The following is a 19819-nucleotide window of genomic DNA, read 5'->3' as shown; positions in this document are numbered from 1 at the left end:
TAATACCCCGACCGTCTATCGACCGTCGGGAGGCTGTCCGGGCAAGCAGCAAGCTGGGACAGGACGGATTGTCCGAAACAACACGAAAAGAGTATGGCAGATCAAAAACAGGTACTTGATGTGAAGGTGTCGAAAGGCATCACCACAGCCCAAAGTAACGAACACTTGCGTGATCGCAGTGAAAGGGCGGAAAAGTACGCTATGAATAAGGGGAATTACGACCCCACACGCAAACACCTGAACTTCGAGATTGCACCCGGAGGCAAGGTACGTCCCATCGACACGAGCCGCAACATTCCCGAACGGATGGCGGACATATTGGAGAGGCGTGGAATCAAAGACCCCAACGAAGGACTGGCAGAACCGAAGTACCGCACGGTGGTGAACTTCATTTTCGGCGGTTCCCGTAAGCGGATGCACGAACTCGCATTCGGCACGCAGAAAGTGGATTTCGAGAAAGATGCGGACAATATCCATATCAAAAGAGAAAGCGATATTGAACGCTGGGCGAAAGACGTCTATTCATTCGTGAGTGGCAAATATGGCGAGCAGAACATCGCCGCATTCATCGTACACCTTGACGAATTGAATCCGCACGTCCACTGTACGCTCCTGCCAATCAAAGACGGTCGCTTTGCGTACAAGGAAATATTCGCCGGTAAGGACAAGTTTGAATACAGCGCAAGGATGAAACAGCTTCATACCGACTTTTTCACCGAAGTCAATACAAGGTGGGGAATGTCGAGAGGAACAAGCATATCCGAAACAGGCGCACGGCACAGGACTACCGAAGAATACCGCCGTATGCTATCGGAAGAATGTACGACCATCGAGGAAAATATCAGCCGTCATCAAAAAGTTCTGGCTGACCTCCAATCGGACATCCGTCTGGCAGAGCGCAGGGTCAAGGGGCTTACGACAATGGTCGATAACCTTGAGAAGTCGAAAGCCGAAAAAGAGGCCCTGCTATCGGCAGCCGAACAGGATTTGAAAGCGAACAAGGGTGATGCTGAACAATTAGCCGCACAAGTGAAAAGTCTGGAAAAAGAACTGGCCGGAATCAACAGGCAACTGGCAGATAAGCAGGAGAAGTTACAGACGGCTGACCGGCAGCTTGCCGAGCTGAAAGAGAACATGGATGCCATTGAGGAACGTACCGGGGAACTCAAGGAGGAAGCCTACAAATACTCCCATGATGTACATTCCAAAGTGGACACGTTGCTCAAGGATGTCCTGCTGGAAAATGTGGTCGGCGAGTATAGGAACGTATCGGCACAGATGGACGTGGCGGAACGGCAACTGTTCGACGGCTCGCTCGTCCAGTCCATAGCGGAACAAGGTACAGACGTGATGCACTGCGCGACGATGCTGTTTCTCGGTATGGTCGATGATGCCACCACTTTTGCCGAAACTCGTGGCGGCGGAGGTGGCGGCAGCGACCTGAAATGGGGACGCGACGAGGACGAGGACAACCGTGCATGGGCACTCCGCTGCATGAGGATGGCGAGCCGCATGATGCGCCCGGCCATTGGCAAGAAACCCAAACGGTAAGTGGCGTACGCCTTATTACAAATCAAAAAGTATAACGAATAATATCATTGGAATATGACGAAACAGATCTTTTTTATATTGGCCGTGCTTTGCACGTTGCAGGCGCAGGCAAGTGTACAACCCGTACAGGTGGATACTGTACAACATACACCGTACTATAATGTCTCGGAGGAACGGCAACCGATACAGCCCGTCTATCTTGACGGAGTGGTACTTCCGGCATCCCGGACTGGCAACTGGTTTGTCAGCATTGCCGGGGGTACGTCCGCCTTTCTCGGCACACCTCTCGGCTGCGAAGACCTCTTCGGACGCTTGAAACCCTCGTACAGTTTCGCAGTCGGAAAATGGTTCACTCCGTCCGTCGGTGCACGTATCAATTACAGCGGTGTGCAGTTCAAAGATGGAACATTGTCCAATCAGGAATACCACCATATCCATGCGGATCTGCTGTGGAATGTCCTTGGCCGCAGATATGCCCGGCAAGAACAGGTACGCTGGAATCTTGCTCCCTTTGCCGGTGTCGGCCTGTTGCACAATGCTTCTAACGGGAATAATCCCTTTGCTGTTTCGTATGGCGTACAGGGAGAATATCGGATTTCCAAACGAGTAAGTGCCATGTTGGAACTCTCCGGCACGACCACCTTTCAGGACTTCGATGGTTACGGACGCCCGAACCGCCTCGGCGACCACATGGTATCGCTGACCGCCGGTTTCACGTTTCATCTCGGAAAGGTCGGTTGGAAACGCGCGGTTGATGCAACACCTTACATTCGTCAGAATGAGTGGCTCGTGGATTATGCCAATGTCTTGTCCGGAGAAAACAAGCGTTATAAAGACTGGTACGACCGCAACCGACGGACGCTCGCAGAATTGTTGAAAATTCTGGAAATAGAAGGCTTGCTTGACAAGTACGGTCATCTGGTTAATGACGATGAGACCGACCGCCGTCAAGGTTATCCCAGAAATAATTACAGCGGATTGAACTCACTTCGGGCAAGATTGAAAAACCGGCATTGGGATGGAATCTCGCCACTTGATTCTGCAAGTATTATATATGGCAACAACGGAGATGATTCCGAACAACCGGGCATAATCGTTTCTGAAAAGACGGAACTCATACAAGCCGGAAATTGCATCGGGTCGCCTGTCTATTTCTTTTTTAACCTCAATACGGCGCACCTGACGGATGCTTCCCAAATGCTTAACCTTGATGAACTGGCTCGCGTGGCCAAGAAATACGGATTATCCGTGAAAGTGACCGGCGCGGCCGACAGTTCGACTGGAACTCCCGTGCTTAATGGTTCATTAAGCACATTGAGAGCGGATCATATCGTTGCAGAATTAGAAAAGCGTGGCATACCGATCGAACGCATCGTCAAGGTAAGCAGGGGCGGCATAGCTGACCATGTGCCGGTCGAAGCCAACAGGCATACGAAAGTGGAGTTATTCTTTTAGTTTTTACATTAACTTTCATCAAGTCCCTCAATCTATAATCCGGATTGCAGGGACTTTTTTGTGAATGGCTATCATAACGTTATCAATGAGAGTAATAAGATTATAGGTTTCCTGAATCCGGATTACGCTTCGTATGACTGATAATATTTTCTGTCGAGTTATGAAATAATCCGCTTACGAGCACAAGATATTCTGGTAAAATATCATTCTTTCCCCAAAGCAGTTCTATCCCGAAAAGTTCCGAGAGGGTACGTGCTATATCGAATCCGAATGCTTCAAGCGAGGGACGTACTTTGTCCGGATGCAGGCAAGGACGGTTGCATTTGCGGGCGCATTCGGAATCTGGACAGTATAGGCATTTTCCTACATAGGCGAATGCCCTGCCTCCGTATCTGTGCTCCAGTTCCAGCAACTCTTTTTCTATCCTGATTCGTTCTGGTCTGATTAACTCTTGTGATTTGTCTATCGGGATGCCTTTTTCGATAGGAATAATTTTGGTAGCCATAAGATAGGCATACTTGTACTGGCGCAGAAATTCTCCGGTATCGAAATCAAACGGCGGACATCCCCAACTGTTACCGTAATTAGGGCATTGCCTGCAAAACTCGACAAACCGTTTCTCATCCCGGAAACGTGAAATATATTCATCCACGCCGATGCCTGCCGTGAAATTCTCTATGATATATTTTTCAGTCATTGCTTCACTTTAATGAATCCTATTGTAGTGTCGAACTTCACGCAATTATTTCGGAACAGCCGTTCTATACAGCCGCTCAGGCGCATCTCCTTCGTCAGCAGAACCGGTAAATCGAGAAAAGGGCTATAAAGGTAATATCGAGTTATGTGCCGGTTTATCGGCTCGAGTCCATTGCAATGGTAAAATATTTGTTTGAGCATGCGCGTATAAATCAGATGATTTGGGTGAATAGGTCGAGTTGGTGCAGGAGCGTGACGGTAAAGAAGATGCCGACGACCAGACTCAGCGCAATGAGCAGTGCATCGAGTACGTGGGCCGAGGGTTTCGTCGGCCGGTCGGCGTTGCTTCGGACATACTCCCGAAAGAAGATGTAGAGTGCAGGTACGGTACTGCACGCCAGCAGGTAGTCTTCGGGTATGCCGAAGAAGTAGACTTTCGACAGTCCGATCAGCGCCCAGTGGCAGAGGAACATGGCCAGCACGATATTGACCTGCTCCGAGAAGGCGAGCATCAGTCCAATGGTGAAAACCGCCACCGAACAGGGCATGACGGGCGAGGTCATCATGGGGAATTCGTGGCCCAGCGCCAGCGAGCAGAGGGGATATATCAACGGCATGGCAAGGAGCAGGACAGCGAATGCGTTGTGCTGGCCGGTGCGTTCGAGCGAGGCGTGTTTCACCAGCAGGTCATAAATCCAGATTCCACCCATGATGGCCCAGAAGAGTGCTAACATGCCGTGATATTCGCGCGGTCGGCAATAGATCATGTAATAGACTCCGGCAATCCAAAAGTTGAGCATCGCCATGAAACTCTTCATGGCGATGCGCACAGTGTTTGTCGGCCGCAGGCAGAGCAACAGAAGCAGCAGGGTTGCAATGCCCGTAAAGACAATCTGCGCAGGCCAGGTTGCGGCATTGTAGGCCGCGATCGTGTTCCAAAAAATTTCCATAACCTAACTATTTTTTCGTGTGCGTCGGGTCATAGAGAAGGCCCGGCGCTTGAAGATGAATATCGGCAGCGTGGCACCGGCGGCAAGCAGCGCAATGACACTCAGCGATACGGTGGCATTGAGAAAAAACTGCTGCATGTAGCGCATCCCTTCGTCAGCCCGATCGAGCGACTGGAGGAACATGATGAGCGAGAAAACCGTCTTGTAGGCGTAGATGCCCGGCACCATCGGCAGCAGAGCCGGGATGTAGAGACAGGTCATCGGGCAGCGGACACCGCGGCCGAGCCATAGGCTGCCCATACCGATTGCAAAGGCCGCGAAAAGCGATGCGGTGGCGATATCCAGTGCGGAACAGTGCATCAGCGTGAAACGCAAGGCGTGGCCTATGGCGGCAAGCAGGGCGATGCGTGGAAAGGCTCGCATCGGCGGATCGGAGATGGCCCCGAATCCGATGGCGGCGACAGCGGCGAAGAGTCCGTCGAGCAGAATATCCGTCACGATCATAGCAGCGAATCTTTAACCATTAACAAAGTGGCCGACAAACCGACGGCGATGCAGACGATCAGCAGCATGGCGTTGACCAGCCGGCTGACACCCATAAGGACGTGTCCTTCCATGATGTCGATGACCCCGTTGATGAGCGGCACGCCCGGCACGAGAAACAGCGGACTGGTGGCCAAAGTGATCTCGGCTGTGCAGTCGAAACGCAAGGCGGCCGTGGCGCAGAGTGACGCGACGAAAGCCGAGCAGGCGAAGACGAGAAAGTGATTGACTGCGTGAGCCTGCATGCGCTGTTTGACGGCGAAGCCCACGAGTGTCGCCGTGAAGACGATGCCCACGGCCGTCCAGTCGCCGCCGAAGAGCTTGCAGAACGAGGCGTTGGCCAGTCCGACGAACACGAGCGTGAAGATCGGGTCCATGCGCGGTTTGTCAACCAGCGTCCGGTAACGGCTGCGGATTTCGTCGAGCGAGAGGCCCTCGTCCAATGCGTCCCAGCTCAAGGCACTCAAATCAGAGTTCCGCTCGAAACTGATGGGGAGCGACGGGATTGCCACCACACGGGTTGCGGACTCGCCGCTCCCGAGGTCGAGCACAGTCAGTATCGTACTCTTTTGGAAACTCGACAACTGAACGTCCACGCCCAGCGCTTCGCCGATCCGGCGTGAATTGCGGACCGCCCGCGAGGTGTGAACCCCCGAGCCGAGCTGATAGGTGGCGTATTCGGCGATGAAACCGAGTATATCGCAAAGTTCCTGCTGCGTTTTCATATGCGGATCATTGTTTATCGGACTTTTACCACACCTGTCGCAGTATCGAACGTCACGCATTTATTGCGGAACAGCCGTTCGATGCAGCCGCTCCGGCGCATCTCTTCGGTGGGCAAGCATACCAGTCGGGGCGGGTCGATAAGGGCTATCGCATCGGCGAGCGACATGGCGATATCGAGTTCGTGGGTCGAAAACAGGATACATTTCCCTTCGTCGTGTGCCAGCTGTGCCAGCAGCGTACACAATTCATAGCGGTTGGGCATATCGAGGAACGAGGTGGGTTCGTCGAGCAGAATAATCGGTGTATCCTGCGCCAACGCCCGCGCGATCATGATGCGCTGGCACTCGCCGTCCGACATCCTGTCCATCGTGCGTTCCGCATAGTCCTCCATGCCTACCGAGGCGAGCGACCGCATAACGATTTCCGTGTCGGCCTTCTGCATCCTTCCTATCCAATTGGTATAGGGTGCGCGGCCGATAGCCACGACGTCCTCGCATTTGAGGTTGGCGATGCGTGTGCGCTCGGTCGTGACGAACGCCAGCGTTCGGGCCATCTCTGCGGTTCGCGTATCGGCGGCGGGGCGTCCGTCGAGCAGGATTCGACCGGAATAACGGCGGTTCAGCCCGGCAATAGCCCGGAGCAGCGTCGATTTGCCCGTACCGTTGCGGCCGATTAGGGCTGTCAGTTTGCCCTTTTCGATTGTGGCTTCTACCTCGCTGAGCAAGGTTCGATCCCCGTAGCCTATGGATAAATCGTGTAATTCTATCATGCCGTAACGGATTTATTGCGCAAGACCACCCACACCACGATGGGGATTCCCAGCAGCGCGGTGATGGCGTTGATCGGCAGGGTGAACAGTTTGGAAACGAGGTCGCAAAGCAGCAGCACGGAAGCACCCGAAAGAACGGTGCCCGGCACGAGCACCCGATGGTCACTGTTGCGGAACAGCATCCGCGTGACGTGGGGCATGGCCAGCCCGATGAAACCTATCGGACCGCAAAAGGCGGTCACCGTGCCGGCCAGCAACGTCGTGGAGAGGAACAGCAGTCCGCGTGAGCGACGGACGTTCAGCCCCATCGTCACGGCATACTCCTCGCCGAACAGCAGCAGGTTGAGCGGCTTGATGGTGATTACGGCCAACAACAATCCGGCGATAATCGACGGGATGAGTACCGCAAGCTGATTGAAGGTCACGTCGCCGAGCGATCCCATCGTCCAGATGACGAACATTTTCAAGGATTCATCGTTGGCAACATACTGCAATATTTGGACGACCGCACCGATTCCCGACGAGAACATCATGCCGAGAATCAGAATTACCATGATATCTTTGATGCGGTGTCCGACGGCGGCGATGACAACCAACACGATTGCCGCTCCGAGCCATGCCGCCCCAGCGATGCCTATCGACGAGCCGACACCGGCAAGTACGACGAGTGCCACGCCGAGGCTCGCGCCCGAACTGATACCGAGCACGTAAGGCCCGGCAAGGGGATTGCGGAAGAGGGTCTGCATCTGAAGACCGCTGACCGACAGGGCGGCTCCGGCCAGCAACGCGACCACCGCCTTAATCAGTCGGATATTCAGTATGATTTTCGCCGTCGCTCGCGGACAATCGCCACCCGTCAGGGCCGCCCAAACATCGCCGAGCGGCACGGCGACAGCCCCCACCGCCAAATCCAGCAGAAACAGGAAGAGGGTGAGGGCAGCCAGTGCGGTAAATAATAGGACGGAACGGGAGCGCATTTATTTCAATTGCTTGTAATAGACGAAATCTTCTGCGACCAGTTCGGGGTGGAATATCTTTACGAGGTCTCGTAGCACGAGGTCGGGATTCACCACGGCCGACTCGTAGTAGTCGTTGCCGCCGGCGGCATTCGTGCGGGCGTTGTTGTTATAGACGTATCCGTTGCGGAAGCACCGGGTGTCGGTGAACTTCGGGCAGGCGGCTCGCAGTTCGTCGAGCGTGTTCGCCATACCCACATGCAGCCACATATCGACTTGCGAGGCCAGCAGATACGCCTCTTCGAGGTCGATGGGCGCGGAAGCGTTTCCCGTGTTCTTCTTGTAGATGTAATCGCCTCCGGCATCTTTGATCAACCGGGCGACATAGCTTTCGGTCGAGGGCATGAACCAATTGTCGCCGTAAGGCGTGTTGAGCATCACTGAAGGGGCATCGATGGCTGCATCGGTTACTCGCTTTTTCAAAGCGTTATAGCGAACCGGAATCTCGGCAAACACTTTCTCTCCCTCTGTCCGTTTTCCTGCAACCTCCGCCAATGCCACCAGCCATTCGGCTTTGCCCAGCGGCGACTCTTCCAGGTAATCGCCGACATACATGAACGGGATGTTCAGTTCTTTCAGTTTCCCTTCCATCGAGCTGGCCCCGTTCACGCCGTAAAGCAGTACGAGGTCGGGATCGAGCGAGAGCAGCAGCTCATAGTTAATGTTCCCCTCATAGCCCACGTCGCCGACGCTGTCGCGTCGTGCCTGAATATCGGGATTGGAAATGTAGTCGATACCCGATACCCCGACCACGCGCCCCGTTTCGCCGATCGCGTCAAGCATGGCGATATGGGTCGAAGACATGCAGACGATGCGTCCGGCATTCCCGTTGAGTACCTGACCGGTGAAATCTTCGGGAGCGGCTTCGCCGTCACGGGCGATGAACAGGCACGTGGTAATGCTGTCGGCTCCCTGCCAAGGGTTCGTGACGGTAACCAATACGCTCTTTCTGCTGTCAGCACCTTTTATGTTAAACCCCGAAGCGTATTCAGGTGTATAGGCCGTTCGGTTGAAATCGGCAAGTTTGGAACTCTTATCATGGCAGCCTGTGAATGTCAGTACAAGCAGCAATATCAGGCTCAGATTTTTCAATGCTTTCATATTGTTACAAATTTGTATTTACGGATTTCTTCTTATTTTTTCCGAACTTCGGGGTGATGCCGATGAACAGTTCGAAGTTGATACCGGGCATGGGGCGCGAGAGCACCGAAAGGTAGTCCTCGTTGAAGAGATTATTGACTGCAAATTTCAATTGAACGTCCACCGGTTTGAAAAACAGGTTTTTCTCCAAGGAGACGTTGCTCATGAAATATTCGGGCAGGTGTCCTGTCAGCGTGTAGTCGTTGCTTGACATGGTGAAACGCTCCGAGTAGAACGCCCACTTGTAAAGGAACGCCCACGACCGCCACGACAACCGTCCTGTCAGCGAGGCGGAATGCTCCGGCACGTAGGGCAGCTGTTTGCCCACCGACTGGTCAGCAGGTGACATTTTCTCGCCCTCGTTGATAGAGGGTGTCCACGAATAAGAGCCGTTCAGGTCGATGAGCCAATCCTTTGCCGGCTGCACGGCCAGGTTCGCTTTGACCTCGATGCCGTAGGCGTGTACCTTCTTCACGTTGCGGGGCGAAAAGAATCCTTTGGTGGTGGGCAGCCAGATAATCCAGTCGTCGATGTAGGAATCGAACCAGTTCACGCCGCCGTTCAACTTATAGGCATTTTCTTTGCCGACCTCGAAACTTACACCTGCATCGTAGCTGAAACCATGCTCGTTTCTCAGATTGGGATTGCCACCGGGCAGGAAATAGAGGTCATTCAGCGTCGGGAAACGGTAATTGCGTGAAACAGAAGCTTTGAGCATCACATTCCCTTTCGGAGAAATGATGCCGTCAATAAAAAAAGCCGGTATAAGTGGAGCCCACTCGGAACCGTACATTTCTTCTCGCAACACAACCGACATGCCAAGCCGGTCTATCGGTTGCCACTTGGCAGATACGGAGCCGGAAAGTTCCACGCGTCCTTTGTCATAGCCCACGATGGCCTTGCCTCCGTCCTGCAAAATGATATTCTTGTCCTCACTGCGTACCAAATGCTGGTGAGCCGATACGTTAGCGGTGAAAAACCAACGTTTTGTTGGACTGTATTCACCTTCAGCCTGCCCGTAGAACGTATTTACCTTGCTGCGCGAACGGGTCATCGACGCCCAGTTATCAGGTGCGACCTCACGCTTGTAGTCGTAGGCCATCCATGTGTGTATGTAACCGCCTTTCACGCCAAGTTTCCAATTGCTTTTGATATGATCCCACGAAAGGACACTGCGGAAAGTCTGTTCCCGCTGGCGGTTCTCGAAGTCGGTTGCATCTCCGTAGTCGGTCGTCAACATCGGAAGTTCCCGGTTGGAGTTGATATACCATGCGTTCAGGCCTAATTTGTCGCCTTTGCGGGTGTTGTAATAGACTTCTTGAAGCAGGTGCAGGTCCTTGAACGCACCGCTTCGGTTGCGCTCTACGGGGTGATACTGCCCGATGATGTTCTTGTCCTCGTCGTAGATATTTATCTTCTTGTCGTGGTTGGTGTACTTGTAATCGTTAGGCGAGGAAGAATAGACCGCACGGGTAGAGCCGTGCCACCGCTTGCTTCCGTAGGTGAAGCGAGCGAACTCGTCGAAGGTCTTGAACGAGCCGATGCCCTGCACGTACTGGGCGTTGAACCCTTCGGCGACTTCGGGAGCCGTGCCGAGCTTGACTAAACCGCCCAGTCCGCCGCCCGTTTCGTTCACCGACGAAGTGCCGTGCAGCAGCGACGCTTGGTCGATGAAGTAGGACGGGATAGTAGAAAAGTCGGTCATGCCGAGCATGGGGTTGTTGATGCGCATCCCGTTCCACGTCACCTGCGTATGGCTGGGCGACGTGCCGCGGAAGGCAACGGTCGAGAGCGTGGCGCGGCCGTAGCTTTTGACAAACACGGACGAGTTGAATGTCAGGATGTCCGCCATTGAGAGGGCGATGTTCTCTTTCAGTGCGAGTGAATCGAACTTCGTCTTCTGCACGCCGATTTCTTTCATCGGCCGATGTCCGATGACCGTGACTTCCGGTATGGTGAGATGCCAGCCTGACCGCTTTTTGCTTTCCGTCTGCTGCGCAAAAAGTGCCGTGGGGAGACATGCCGCCAAAGCGAATAACAGATATAGTCTTTTCATATTGCCTCCTTTCTTATTTCCAACAAAATGCACCAGGGATAATCCCAACATAAAATTCATCAATCAGTTCGCCGTCAAGTGAGTAGCGGTATATCATGCCCTGCTGTTGGTAGTCGATGGCATCAGCGATGTACACCTCCCCGTTAGCGGGGTTCACCGTCAAGCCGTAATAAATCGTACCGCTGTATTCGAGGAACGGGCGCACCGGCACACGGCTCGCCGTCACGTCCATGCACCAGATGTCTTTGTTAATCCAGTAGAGTTTGTCCCTGTCGCCGTTGAGCTGCACCTCCGAGGGCCAGTCGCCCAACTTGAACTTGAACTGCTTCTCCACAGTGAAGGTCTCGGCGTCGATGCGGTAGAGCGAGGGGGCTTCGTAACCGTAGGGGCTGCCCTCGTAGCCGCCGTCGGTAATCGTCCACATCTTGTTATACTTGTCCATGACCAACGATGTGGGCTGGATGCCGATTTTCAGTTCATCGACAACTTGGTCGGTCTCGGTGTCGATTTTGATGATACGGTTCTGGTAACTCCAACAGTTGCAATAGACGTATTTGCCGTACTGCACCATCTGCTCCGTCGAGCCGCTTTCCATCGTCATGTCCGGCACTTGGATATGCCCGGTGATTTCATACGTTCGCGGATTTATAATGAAGATGCGGTTGTCCCACAGTTGGGTGACATAGGCTTTCTCGTCGCTCAGGAAATGGATATAGCGCGGGGAGGTCAGATTCTCGATGCGTCCCACCTCCTTGAAGGTGTTCAGGTCGATGGCGAAAATCACGTGGGAGTTGTTCACCACGACCCAGCCCTTGTTGTCGTAGATGGTCATCGACTGTGCCACGTCGCCGAGCTTCATGCCGTTGGCACGGAAGAAGACCTCGTTCTGCACCTGTTTGGTCTCTGGGTCGTAGTAGCTCAGCGAGGCGTTGCCGTACTGGAAGTTGCCCTCGTTGGTAATGAACAGTCCGGCTCCCGTGGCGTTGAAATCCTCCACGGCATCGCCGTAGTCCCACTTCATGCAGGCGGTTAAGGATAGTGTCGCTCCGACAACTACGCTCCATAGCAGATATTTCAATTGGTGATGGGTCATACCGTTGTTTTTATAGTTAATCCCCGGTAGTCTTACCTTACGGCAAGCATACCGAGGATTGGCAGAAAATTTATTGTTTGGTTATCTATTCAGCGGGCTTGTACTTCCCGTCTATCATGTCTTGGTAGGTGGGGTTGTATTTGCAGCCACTTACAATCCAATTTGGTTCAGTAATTTGATTATCCTTGATAAAAGGCTCAAATATAGAAAAATCAGAAAAAGAAGTAAGCTTAACGAAATTCACTCCTGATAAACTTTTAAGCTTCGGCATATCAAAAGATGTTAATTTGGAAGCAGCATCTGCACTTAAAGATCCAGCTATAGAGACTAATTCAGGGCATGAGAAAGCGGAAAATCCATGAATCGTTATTCCCGCTCCTCCAACTTTTTCAAGCACAGGAAAAAGCTCATAAGTGGTTGTAGAACGGATATCTAATCCTCCATATGGAAGGTCGTTGGTTGACCACTTACCTTCTTTTGCATATGATGGATTTGAATTGCAACAAATCGATTTTAAATTACTAAAATTATGAACCATTTTAGGAGTATTAAGTGCCCCCTCCATAAAAAATTGACCGCCAATTTTTTCAAGTTTTGAAAATTCTAAGTTTGATGCCATCATATTAATTTTGAGATGCATATAGCCGTCAACAAATTTGAGATTATTTGCAACGATGCCAGATTTCATCCCTGCACCAAAATAAAAGTCGCCGTGTACCTCTTCAATTGGAAGGGTAAAAACTTTTTTGTCTGGTGTTATGTATGATAAATTCTTTACCTTTTTAAAATTGAAATCAACATAGTTATTCGCCCAGGCATCAATATAAATAGAAACATTCGAAAGATCATCTTTCGTTATAAGTTTTTGTAGTTTCTTACATTCCGAGATGCGTATAATGGATTCCTCTGAATCTTCATTAGAAAAAACAGCATCACTAATGTCTATAGGAGAAGAACAACTTATTAGCTTCTCTAATTTTAACGATCCTATTCTTTTTAAGTTTTTAAGATTTGATAATGATGAAAGTTCATAGAAATAACAAATTGAAAGAAGGCCTGTTACGGTTGCCAGATTCGACATTTCATCAAGATTAGTAAGAGAAACATTTCCTGTAGTGGAAAACAAATCTCCTTGAATATAGTTCGAAATAATAAAACAATCTCCATTAACAACAGAAAGTTTGGGCATTGATAATTTTTCAAACTCGATAGGCAAAGATGAAAAATTAATACTTCCTGTTTCAATAAGCTCAGGGAAAGAGATAGATTTTAAAGTCGAAATCTCATTAATGCTTAACGAATTTTTAACAGTCTGTACTTTGGGAAATACCAATGTGCTAATTGCACCTTTACCCATACCGAAAATGTTTAATGCCCCTCCGACGTTTATCAGTTCGGGTATTTGAAGCGTTGTCAATGTGGACGAACTGATAACAAAATCACCCTCAATAGCTTTTAGCAGATCAAACTGAACGAATTTTACACCATTGTTGTACACATGGATATTGCCCGTTACCTCGTTCAATTTGGTCATGGAGACCATCTCCAGCGTTTCGTTCGCAGCCGGGTTTTCCTCCGAACCAATCGACAAACCGCCGATTTTGGTAATGTTGTCCAAACCGGTCAGCGTTCCACCGGTATAGCTGTTCTTTATTGTGATGGTTCCTTCGACTTCTTTAATAATACTAAGTCCAGAAATATCACTGATATTTTCTGCATTTTCTGCGTCCGAACCAATAATAAGATTACCTTTTATGATTGTAACGCCAGATTCAATAAAAGCAGCTACTTCTGAGTTTTTTTTCAGTTCTACATCACCCTCACTTCTTATCTCATCCTTCACAACAACATAAGTATAGTCATTGGTAGCTCCATTAAAAGAAGTAACACGGAAAGTACGTTCAGTGTTCCAATCAGTTATGGATGTTGGATCAGGGAATATCTTTGCAGAAGGTGTGTAAATGAAAGATGCCTTTGCTCCATCAAGAGAAACTGTGTATGGTACAGTCATCGTAATTGTGTTGTTCTCAATGACAGCATCATATGTCTTATCATTCACACTCAGTACCACGGATGTGATGAAATTATCATCAGCATCAACTGGAATTTCGTTCTTATCGGAACAGCCGACAGCCAAAATACCGAAGAAAAGGCCGAACAGCAAGTTAAAATTGATTGGTTTCATTTGTAATATGTTATTATTGTTTTTTACTTTATGTTTAAATCTTGGAACGAAAATACTTCGGTAGAGATTTCTCCTAAAACGCCGCTTTTAGCCAAGGCTCCATTCTGAACTTTTATGAAGTCGATGTATTGGAGATTTACCGGAGAGCCGTCGTGATACATGGCATTAGATATTTTGAATCCGTTTTTCTGTCCAGAACCGTCATACGAATCACCAGCCAACATATCGGAACCGCAATTATCCACATACCCCCAGTCATAAGGAGAGTTACTCCAGTAACCTGTGGATGGACTTTGTGAATTGCGTGGCAATAGTCGAGTACCGTACAAAGTGTAGGAGTCGGCCGTAATCCACAACGGATAATAGTAAGGTTGCGTGTGGTAGGCATTGAAATCGACCCAGCCAGTGTTTCCCAAATTGTCAATCCAATAAGTGTGTGAACCATCCGAGGCCGGTCGGAAATAGGTCACCTCATAATCTTGAATGGTGGTGGGTTTCCCTGTTTCGCTGCCCCGCAGTTCGTACCACTCATCATCGGGAAGTCCATTGCCGTTGACATCCTGCATCACCCACACTATCCCCGGTTCATTGGAAGAATCAAAGGCATTGCCCTGAATAGCAAAATCATATCCACCCTTATTCTGAATGCTGTGGTCAAACCCTACTATGATGTAACCGCCAAAGGAGCCGAGAGATACATAACTTTGCTTGGCAATACGCTTGGAAGCATATTCGACGGCCGCTTCTCGGGTCGATTCGCTACCGGTAAAACCACCAGTATTGGTTTCGTTGATGAATTGTCCGGGAGCCGGCGTATATTCATACACTCTGTTGGAATAGGCCGAACTCGCACCTGAAGCAGCACGATATCCGGAAGATTCCGACCCGTTCACGCAAACTACGGTGACGGCGGATTCCACGGATATGCTATTTTGCATTTCGGTGACAGAGACGGTTATCCGGTATTCTCCGGCGGACGAAGGGGTGAACTTATACACCCGACCGGTTTCACCTTCCACGGGCTTACCGTCTATGCTCCAGCGGTATTGCGGATTCTCGAAATAGTCCAGCAATGGACGCAAGAACACTGGTCGCCCGGCAAACGTATAGCGTGTGGAAACAGACTGCTCATAAGACGGGGCAGGGAAAACAACCTCATAAGGCATATTCTCGACCACCTCTATCTCCAACTCTTTCTTGGTTTCACCATCCTCGTTGGATGCTGTTATGGTAATCGGAAAAACTCCCACCTGATTTTCCTTAAACGTATAGGTCGTATCGGTGGATACCACAACCCCTGCACGTACCCATTCCACCTTGAAACCGGCAAGGTCGCGATGGGCAATCACGGCAGTCAGGGTATTCTCTATGCCTTTTTGTACTTTCAATCCTTTGGCCGGCACATACAGATTGATGGCCGGGGGCAACAAATCCCTCACTTCCACTTTCACCTCTTCTTCGGCATGACCGTTTTCGTTGTCCACCCGCAGCGTAATAAAGACCTCCCCCGATTCATCCCACGTGTATTTCAGGGTCGGGTCTGTGGAAATCAGTTTCCCCTCTATGGTCCAGGCAAACAAGGCATGGTCTGCGTACCGGTAAGTCGGTGCGATGACCAGTTCCCGGCCAATCTTGACTGCATAGATACCGTCTTCACTATCGAGTTCAATCACTGGGGCTTGTCCGGATTCTGCAACGACAACCTCATCCCGATTGCAGGATATGAATAATACAGCGAGTGTAAAAAAAAATAAATTTTTGATTACCATGAATACAAGCTGGTTAGATTAAAAGACAACCACCACTTCCAAGTTTAAATTTCCTTGAAAGGGGTGGTTATAAAATTAGTTTTCAAAAACAATATCATCAATACAGAGGTATGCAGGGGTATTTAAGCCATACTCTCCTGTGTCGGAACCTGAAAAGTTAAATTTCACAAATCCTACTCCAGCTTGATTAATAGGCCAATATGTCCATGTAGTAACGGGATTTTCGTTCTTCCCATTTCTATAATCGGCTAATACCTTGGTGTATGTAGCTAACTTATTACCAGCAAAATCATAACATTCAAGTTCAACTTGGAAATACCCAATATGGTTTCCGCCTGCATCGACTTGTGCTGACAGCGGAGTAGCTACACCGGATGCGCCGAATTTATTACCATGCATGATTACACCATAGGTATATGATGAATTACAGAACCATAAACCTTTTAGAGTATATTCGCCTGTTAAATAGAATTCGGGTTGAGCCATCCATTCGGTATTATATTCATCAGAATAACCATAAACAACAGCAAAATTATTTCCGCTATGACCTGCACCTTCGTTAGAGCCATTAACAGAAGTCGTATCATAAACACTCATTTGATTGTTATAGGAATACCACCAATCACTCGGTATGGTATCACCGGTAATCGTAATTCCTTCGGCAGAAGATGGATTGGTACGGTAATTCCATTTAGACAATGCTAATCCACCACAAGAGAAATTGTTGAATGTTCCATAATTATTAGTCACAGTGTTAATCTCAGACATGAACACTCCATCTGGATCAGCAATTTCTTTTACTTGGGTATACGAACCCACATTTCCATAATAATTAGCACCGTAGGAAGTTGTCATAGCCATCATCGAAGAGGCAAAATCATCAAACGTGATGGTAGTCGTTCCATCGGGGTTAGGTGTTGCGCGGGTTTGAATCGCACTTTCTTCATACGGAGTAAGGAAGTCATCGTCGGACGAACATCCGGTGAACACTGTGGCGGCCATTGCTACAACGGCCATTGCCATAAACCTAAAATTCTTTTTCATAACTCAAGTATTAAAAGTTAAACAAAAAGTTTAATTACACATTCGTTTTCCTTGCGATAGATTTGCAACGAATGAGAAACCGGTTATCAAAAAGAATACAGGTGGTCTTTGGATGAGCCTCTGTTCATTTTGATCTAATGCCAATTATCCCGTGGTCACTAAATCATATCTTATCAAGCAGGTCTTCTGGCTCATCCCGCTTATCGCGCCTTCCCAGCTTTCACCAGTGGCAAAGAGTGCGATAAACTTTAATAGGACTTACAGCTGCGAGTACAGCTCCGGATTTTCACCGGGATTCCCTTTTAATTCCAATCGACACTTCGATAGGAAACTTAACTGGTGCAAAGTTAAGAGTTATTTTTTATATAATTTCTTTTTTCTCCATTTTTTTCTGATAACAGCTTTTATGAATATAAAAATGTACTCTTTCTACCATTTTTTAGTTGCGAATAACGATATGCCATTGCCCAATCATTTATTTTTTAATTCGTCTTCTCCCCTTATGTCGGCAATTCCTGTCGGGTGATTTTTATGCAAAGGTACAGCGTTCGGTCAATTGCCAAGAGCCGCAAATGCTAACGTTTTGCGAATTTTACAGCAGCCTTCCGCAAATCGCAGATTGGGGTATTCCGTAAAATCCGCCCGCCGTTCACTTGTCTTATTTGCCTCGATCCGTCTGTCAGTCCTGCATAAAAATCATTCCCCAACGAGAAGCCGAAAGAGCTTCAAGAAGAGGGAAATAAAAAGTTTAACAAATTAAAATTTACAATTATGCACAGCAGGATTTTTCAAATTTCAACGGAGCCGATAGACAAAGAAAACTATCTGAATGAGGACACACTCCAGCAAGGAGACGGGAGCTTCTATGACTATTGTTCAGAAATAGACGAGGAAAACCGTAAAGAGGATATTGCCAATTTGGTCAATTATGCCTTACCCAACGGAATGTTCGAGCTTATATCCGATGACACCATGCGCTATAATGGTGGCATAGAGCAATGGAAAGAGGAGTATGTCGCCAATATCAAAAAGAGAGCGGATGCTCTTACGGCAGATAATATGTTGGAATGGGGGTCGACCTATTATCTCAAACAGGCAGTGGAAAATCCGTTGGATGTCGCCTATCATTTCTATTTGGATGGCGACGGCTGCCAATCTTTTGCCGAACAGTCCTTTGCGTTTATGGAGTTTGTTTGTAGGCTTGAACCGGGAACGATACTCTACATCGGAGGAGTTGTTGATTACCACTTCTGATGTTTGTCCGAAACATTGGCAACCACCCGCTTTTGAGGCGGGTGGTTACTCTCTTTTTTGCACAGGCTCACCGGTTACTTTTATAAATATGCTCTGCAGAGCTTCCGCCACCGGTTTCACTGCCGGTATATTCCTTTTTTAAGGGTATAATCCCTTCACTACCCCGACATACGCCACAGGCTTGTTTTCGTGTGCAAAGGTACGGTGGACGAACATGGTTCAAGTACCGCTATCGCTACCTGAAATAAAATTTGATGACAACTTTCCGTAATCGGAGATAACGGTATTTCATAAAATTTCATCGCAGGTTCCTTGTCCGTCGTTCTTGTATCCCCCGTTTGGAACGCACATGAAAACAACCCTTTTGGGCGAAGTCAGAAGACTTCAAGAAAAGGGAAATAAAAAATCAATAAATCAAAAGACAATGAGCAAGTACGATTTCATCAAGCAAGGCAACCTCCTTTATTGGCACACTGCCGATAACGATGTAGAATGTCGAATTATCTCAACTCCCGAAAAAGTGGATAGCGACAGTATTATTTTAATCGCAACAGGTTCTTCAGAGATTGAAGTCTTGGCATCGGAGCTATCACCTATTGGCTCATCGAGAAGCCACAAAGAGGAATTTTTGCGCTGGAAAAAAGAGCGTGAAGCCGAGGGCATGGAGTTTTTCAACCGTCTTTCCGAAGTCATGGAAACAGACAATGATTTGGCTGTAGGCGATATGGTGGCGTTTACTAACGACTACGGGGTGGTATTTGGCCCCAAAGAAGTATTAGCTTTCAGAAAGCCTTGGAATGGCGGTAGATGCGTATATATCGACAGTGATGCCTATTGGTTCCCAGACCGTCCCGGACAACTCACCATACTCAGCAAAGGAGGTACAGAATGACAAACGAAGACAAAATCTTAAAACGGCTTTGCGGCAATATTGCCGCAGGTCGTTTCAACTGGCGGAAATACTGCACACCGCAACTTTACTTCGGTTGGGAGATTTGTGTTACCCCTCTGCATTGCTCTTACGGACAGATAGGTTACACCGTTCATTTCCCTTATACCAATATACCGGAAGTGGAATACGATTGGGAAATGGGCAAACTGACCATTGACGGCGAGAAGTGGAAAAGTTATTTGCGGAACGAATAATAAATATCAATATGGCACAGAATTTTTATACCAAATGGCAGAACGCTATCCTTGCAGATGCAGGAGGCTATGTTTCAAAAGAGTATCGCAGTTTCCAGACAGCATTGGTACGTGAGATTTCCAAATATGCAACGGCGGTCGGTGCACAGGTGGCATCCAACTTAAAAGGACATTATGATACCTCATGTTTCATCGAGCGCAACGGCAAGTTCGTTTACATCAGTCACTCTTCCACGTTAGCCCGAATGGGCGGCGGCGTAAGAGTTGAACTTGATTCGTTTCTGATACGGACAGCCCAACACGCAAAAGACTACAGAGGAGGATATAACCAATATTGTGACATGGCAAATTTGCAGTCCATGATGGATGATTTACTGAAAGAATAAAAAACCGAAAACAAGAAAAGATGCGGAGCCAACCGGTTCC

Annotated in this window: 18 protein-coding genes, 1 pseudogene and 1 riboswitch; of the genes and pseudogenes, 6 read left to right on the top strand and 13 right to left on the bottom strand. The window is 49.0% G+C overall.

The annotated features are described in order from the left end of the window. Positions 1-93: 93 nt before the first annotated feature. The gene (mobV, locus tag CZ225_RS14990; RefSeq protein ID WP_004301236.1) at positions 94-1551 is read left to right on the top strand and encodes a MobV family relaxase; all 1458 of its coding nucleotides are present in this window, start codon (positions 94-96) and stop codon (positions 1549-1551) included. Between the two features lie 54 nt (positions 1552-1605). Then, entirely contained in the window at positions 1606-3006 is a 1401-nt protein-coding gene (locus tag CZ225_RS14985; RefSeq protein WP_004301238.1) for an OmpA family protein, read from the top strand. A gap of 100 nt (positions 3007-3106) precedes the next feature. On the opposite strand, the gene CZ225_RS14980 is transcribed toward CZ225_RS14985, so the two are convergent. The 13 genes and pseudogenes from CZ225_RS14980 to CZ225_RS14925 all read right to left on the bottom strand — a co-directional run bounded on the left by CZ225_RS14980 (position 3107) and on the right by CZ225_RS14925 (position 16993). Continuing rightward, entirely contained in the window at positions 3107-3703 is a 597-nt protein-coding gene (locus CZ225_RS14980) for a DUF2284 domain-containing protein (protein WP_008669449.1), read from the bottom strand. Next, positions 3700-3798 (bottom strand): annotated as a pseudogene (locus CZ225_RS24710) (ABC transporter ATP-binding protein); the annotation flags it as partial. The pseudogene CZ225_RS24710 and the gene CZ225_RS14980, both read right to left, overlap by 4 nt. A 116-nt stretch (positions 3799-3914) precedes the next feature. Then, the gene (locus CZ225_RS14975) at positions 3915-4652 is read right to left on the bottom strand and encodes a DUF6064 family protein (protein ID WP_004301245.1); all 738 of its coding nucleotides are present in this window, start codon (positions 4650-4652) and stop codon (positions 3915-3917) included. Between the two features lie 3 nt (positions 4653-4655). Beyond that, positions 4656-5156 (bottom strand): threonine/serine exporter family protein, encoded by a 501-nt coding sequence (locus CZ225_RS14970; protein WP_004301247.1) that lies wholly within the window; start codon positions 5154-5156, stop codon positions 4656-4658. Then, on the bottom strand, positions 5153-5920 hold the full coding sequence (locus tag CZ225_RS14965; RefSeq protein WP_004301249.1) for a threonine/serine exporter family protein: 768 nt from the start codon (positions 5918-5920) through the stop codon (positions 5153-5155). Before CZ225_RS14965 ends, CZ225_RS14970 begins: the two co-directional genes overlap by 4 nt. A gap of 14 nt (positions 5921-5934) precedes the next feature. Continuing rightward, positions 5935-6690, bottom strand: coding sequence for an ABC transporter ATP-binding protein (locus tag CZ225_RS14960; RefSeq protein WP_004301252.1), 756 nt, complete (start codon positions 6688-6690; stop codon positions 5935-5937). Beyond that, on the bottom strand, positions 6687-7667 hold the full coding sequence (locus CZ225_RS14955; protein ID WP_004301254.1) for a FecCD family ABC transporter permease: 981 nt from the start codon (positions 7665-7667) through the stop codon (positions 6687-6689). Before CZ225_RS14955 ends, CZ225_RS14960 begins: the two co-directional genes overlap by 4 nt. After that, positions 7668-8807, bottom strand: a complete 1140-nt coding sequence (locus CZ225_RS14950) for an ABC transporter substrate-binding protein (RefSeq protein WP_004301256.1) — start codon at positions 8805-8807, stop codon at positions 7668-7670. Between the two features lie 4 nt (positions 8808-8811). Next, positions 8812-10902 carry a TonB-dependent receptor plug domain-containing protein gene (locus CZ225_RS14945; protein ID WP_008759628.1) on the bottom strand — a complete coding sequence of 697 codons (2091 nt, stop codon included), beginning with the start codon at positions 10900-10902 and terminating at the stop codon, positions 8812-8814. Positions 10903-10915: 13 nt separating this feature from the next. Continuing rightward, a complete protein-coding gene (locus tag CZ225_RS14940; RefSeq protein ID WP_004301261.1) occupies positions 10916-11995 on the bottom strand; it encodes a glutaminyl-peptide cyclotransferase in 1080 nt (359 codons plus the stop codon). An 85-nt stretch (positions 11996-12080) separates the two neighbouring features. Further along, on the bottom strand, positions 12081-14180 hold the full coding sequence (locus CZ225_RS14935) for a hypothetical protein (protein WP_055256752.1): 2100 nt from the start codon (positions 14178-14180) through the stop codon (positions 12081-12083). Positions 14181-14203: 23 nt separating this feature from the next. Continuing rightward, entirely contained in the window at positions 14204-15949 is a 1746-nt protein-coding gene (locus CZ225_RS14930) for a PKD-like domain-containing protein (RefSeq protein WP_004301266.1), read from the bottom strand. Between the two features lie 75 nt (positions 15950-16024). Next, positions 16025-16993 carry a DUF4465 domain-containing protein gene (locus CZ225_RS14925; protein WP_004301268.1) on the bottom strand — a complete coding sequence of 323 codons (969 nt, stop codon included), beginning with the start codon at positions 16991-16993 and terminating at the stop codon, positions 16025-16027. A gap of 159 nt (positions 16994-17152) precedes the next feature. Beyond that, positions 17153-17344: riboswitch (cobalamin riboswitch) on the bottom strand. 420 nt (positions 17345-17764) lie between these two features. Between CZ225_RS14925 and CZ225_RS14920 the strand changes: the two genes are divergently transcribed. The 4 genes from CZ225_RS14920 to CZ225_RS14905 all read left to right on the top strand — a co-directional run bounded on the left by CZ225_RS14920 (position 17765) and on the right by CZ225_RS14905 (position 19779). After that, positions 17765-18247, top strand: coding sequence for a hypothetical protein (locus CZ225_RS14920; protein WP_004301275.1), 483 nt, complete (start codon positions 17765-17767; stop codon positions 18245-18247). 424 nt (positions 18248-18671) lie between these two features. Then, entirely contained in the window at positions 18672-19139 is a 468-nt protein-coding gene (locus tag CZ225_RS14915; protein WP_008759631.1) for a hypothetical protein, read from the top strand. Beyond that, the gene (locus CZ225_RS14910) at positions 19136-19393 is read left to right on the top strand and encodes a hypothetical protein (protein WP_004301283.1); all 258 of its coding nucleotides are present in this window, start codon (positions 19136-19138) and stop codon (positions 19391-19393) included. The genes CZ225_RS14915 and CZ225_RS14910 overlap by 4 nt, the downstream gene beginning before the upstream one ends. An 11-nt stretch (positions 19394-19404) precedes the next feature. After that, on the top strand, positions 19405-19779 hold the full coding sequence (locus CZ225_RS14905) for a hypothetical protein (protein ID WP_004301285.1): 375 nt from the start codon (positions 19405-19407) through the stop codon (positions 19777-19779). Positions 19780-19819: the final 40 nt, after the last annotated feature.

The organism is Bacteroides bouchesdurhonensis (assembly GCF_900155865.1).
Taxonomy (GTDB): Bacteria; Bacteroidota; Bacteroidia; order Bacteroidales; family Bacteroidaceae; genus Bacteroides; species Bacteroides bouchesdurhonensis.
This window is presented reverse-complemented; position numbering and strand designations above follow the sequence as displayed.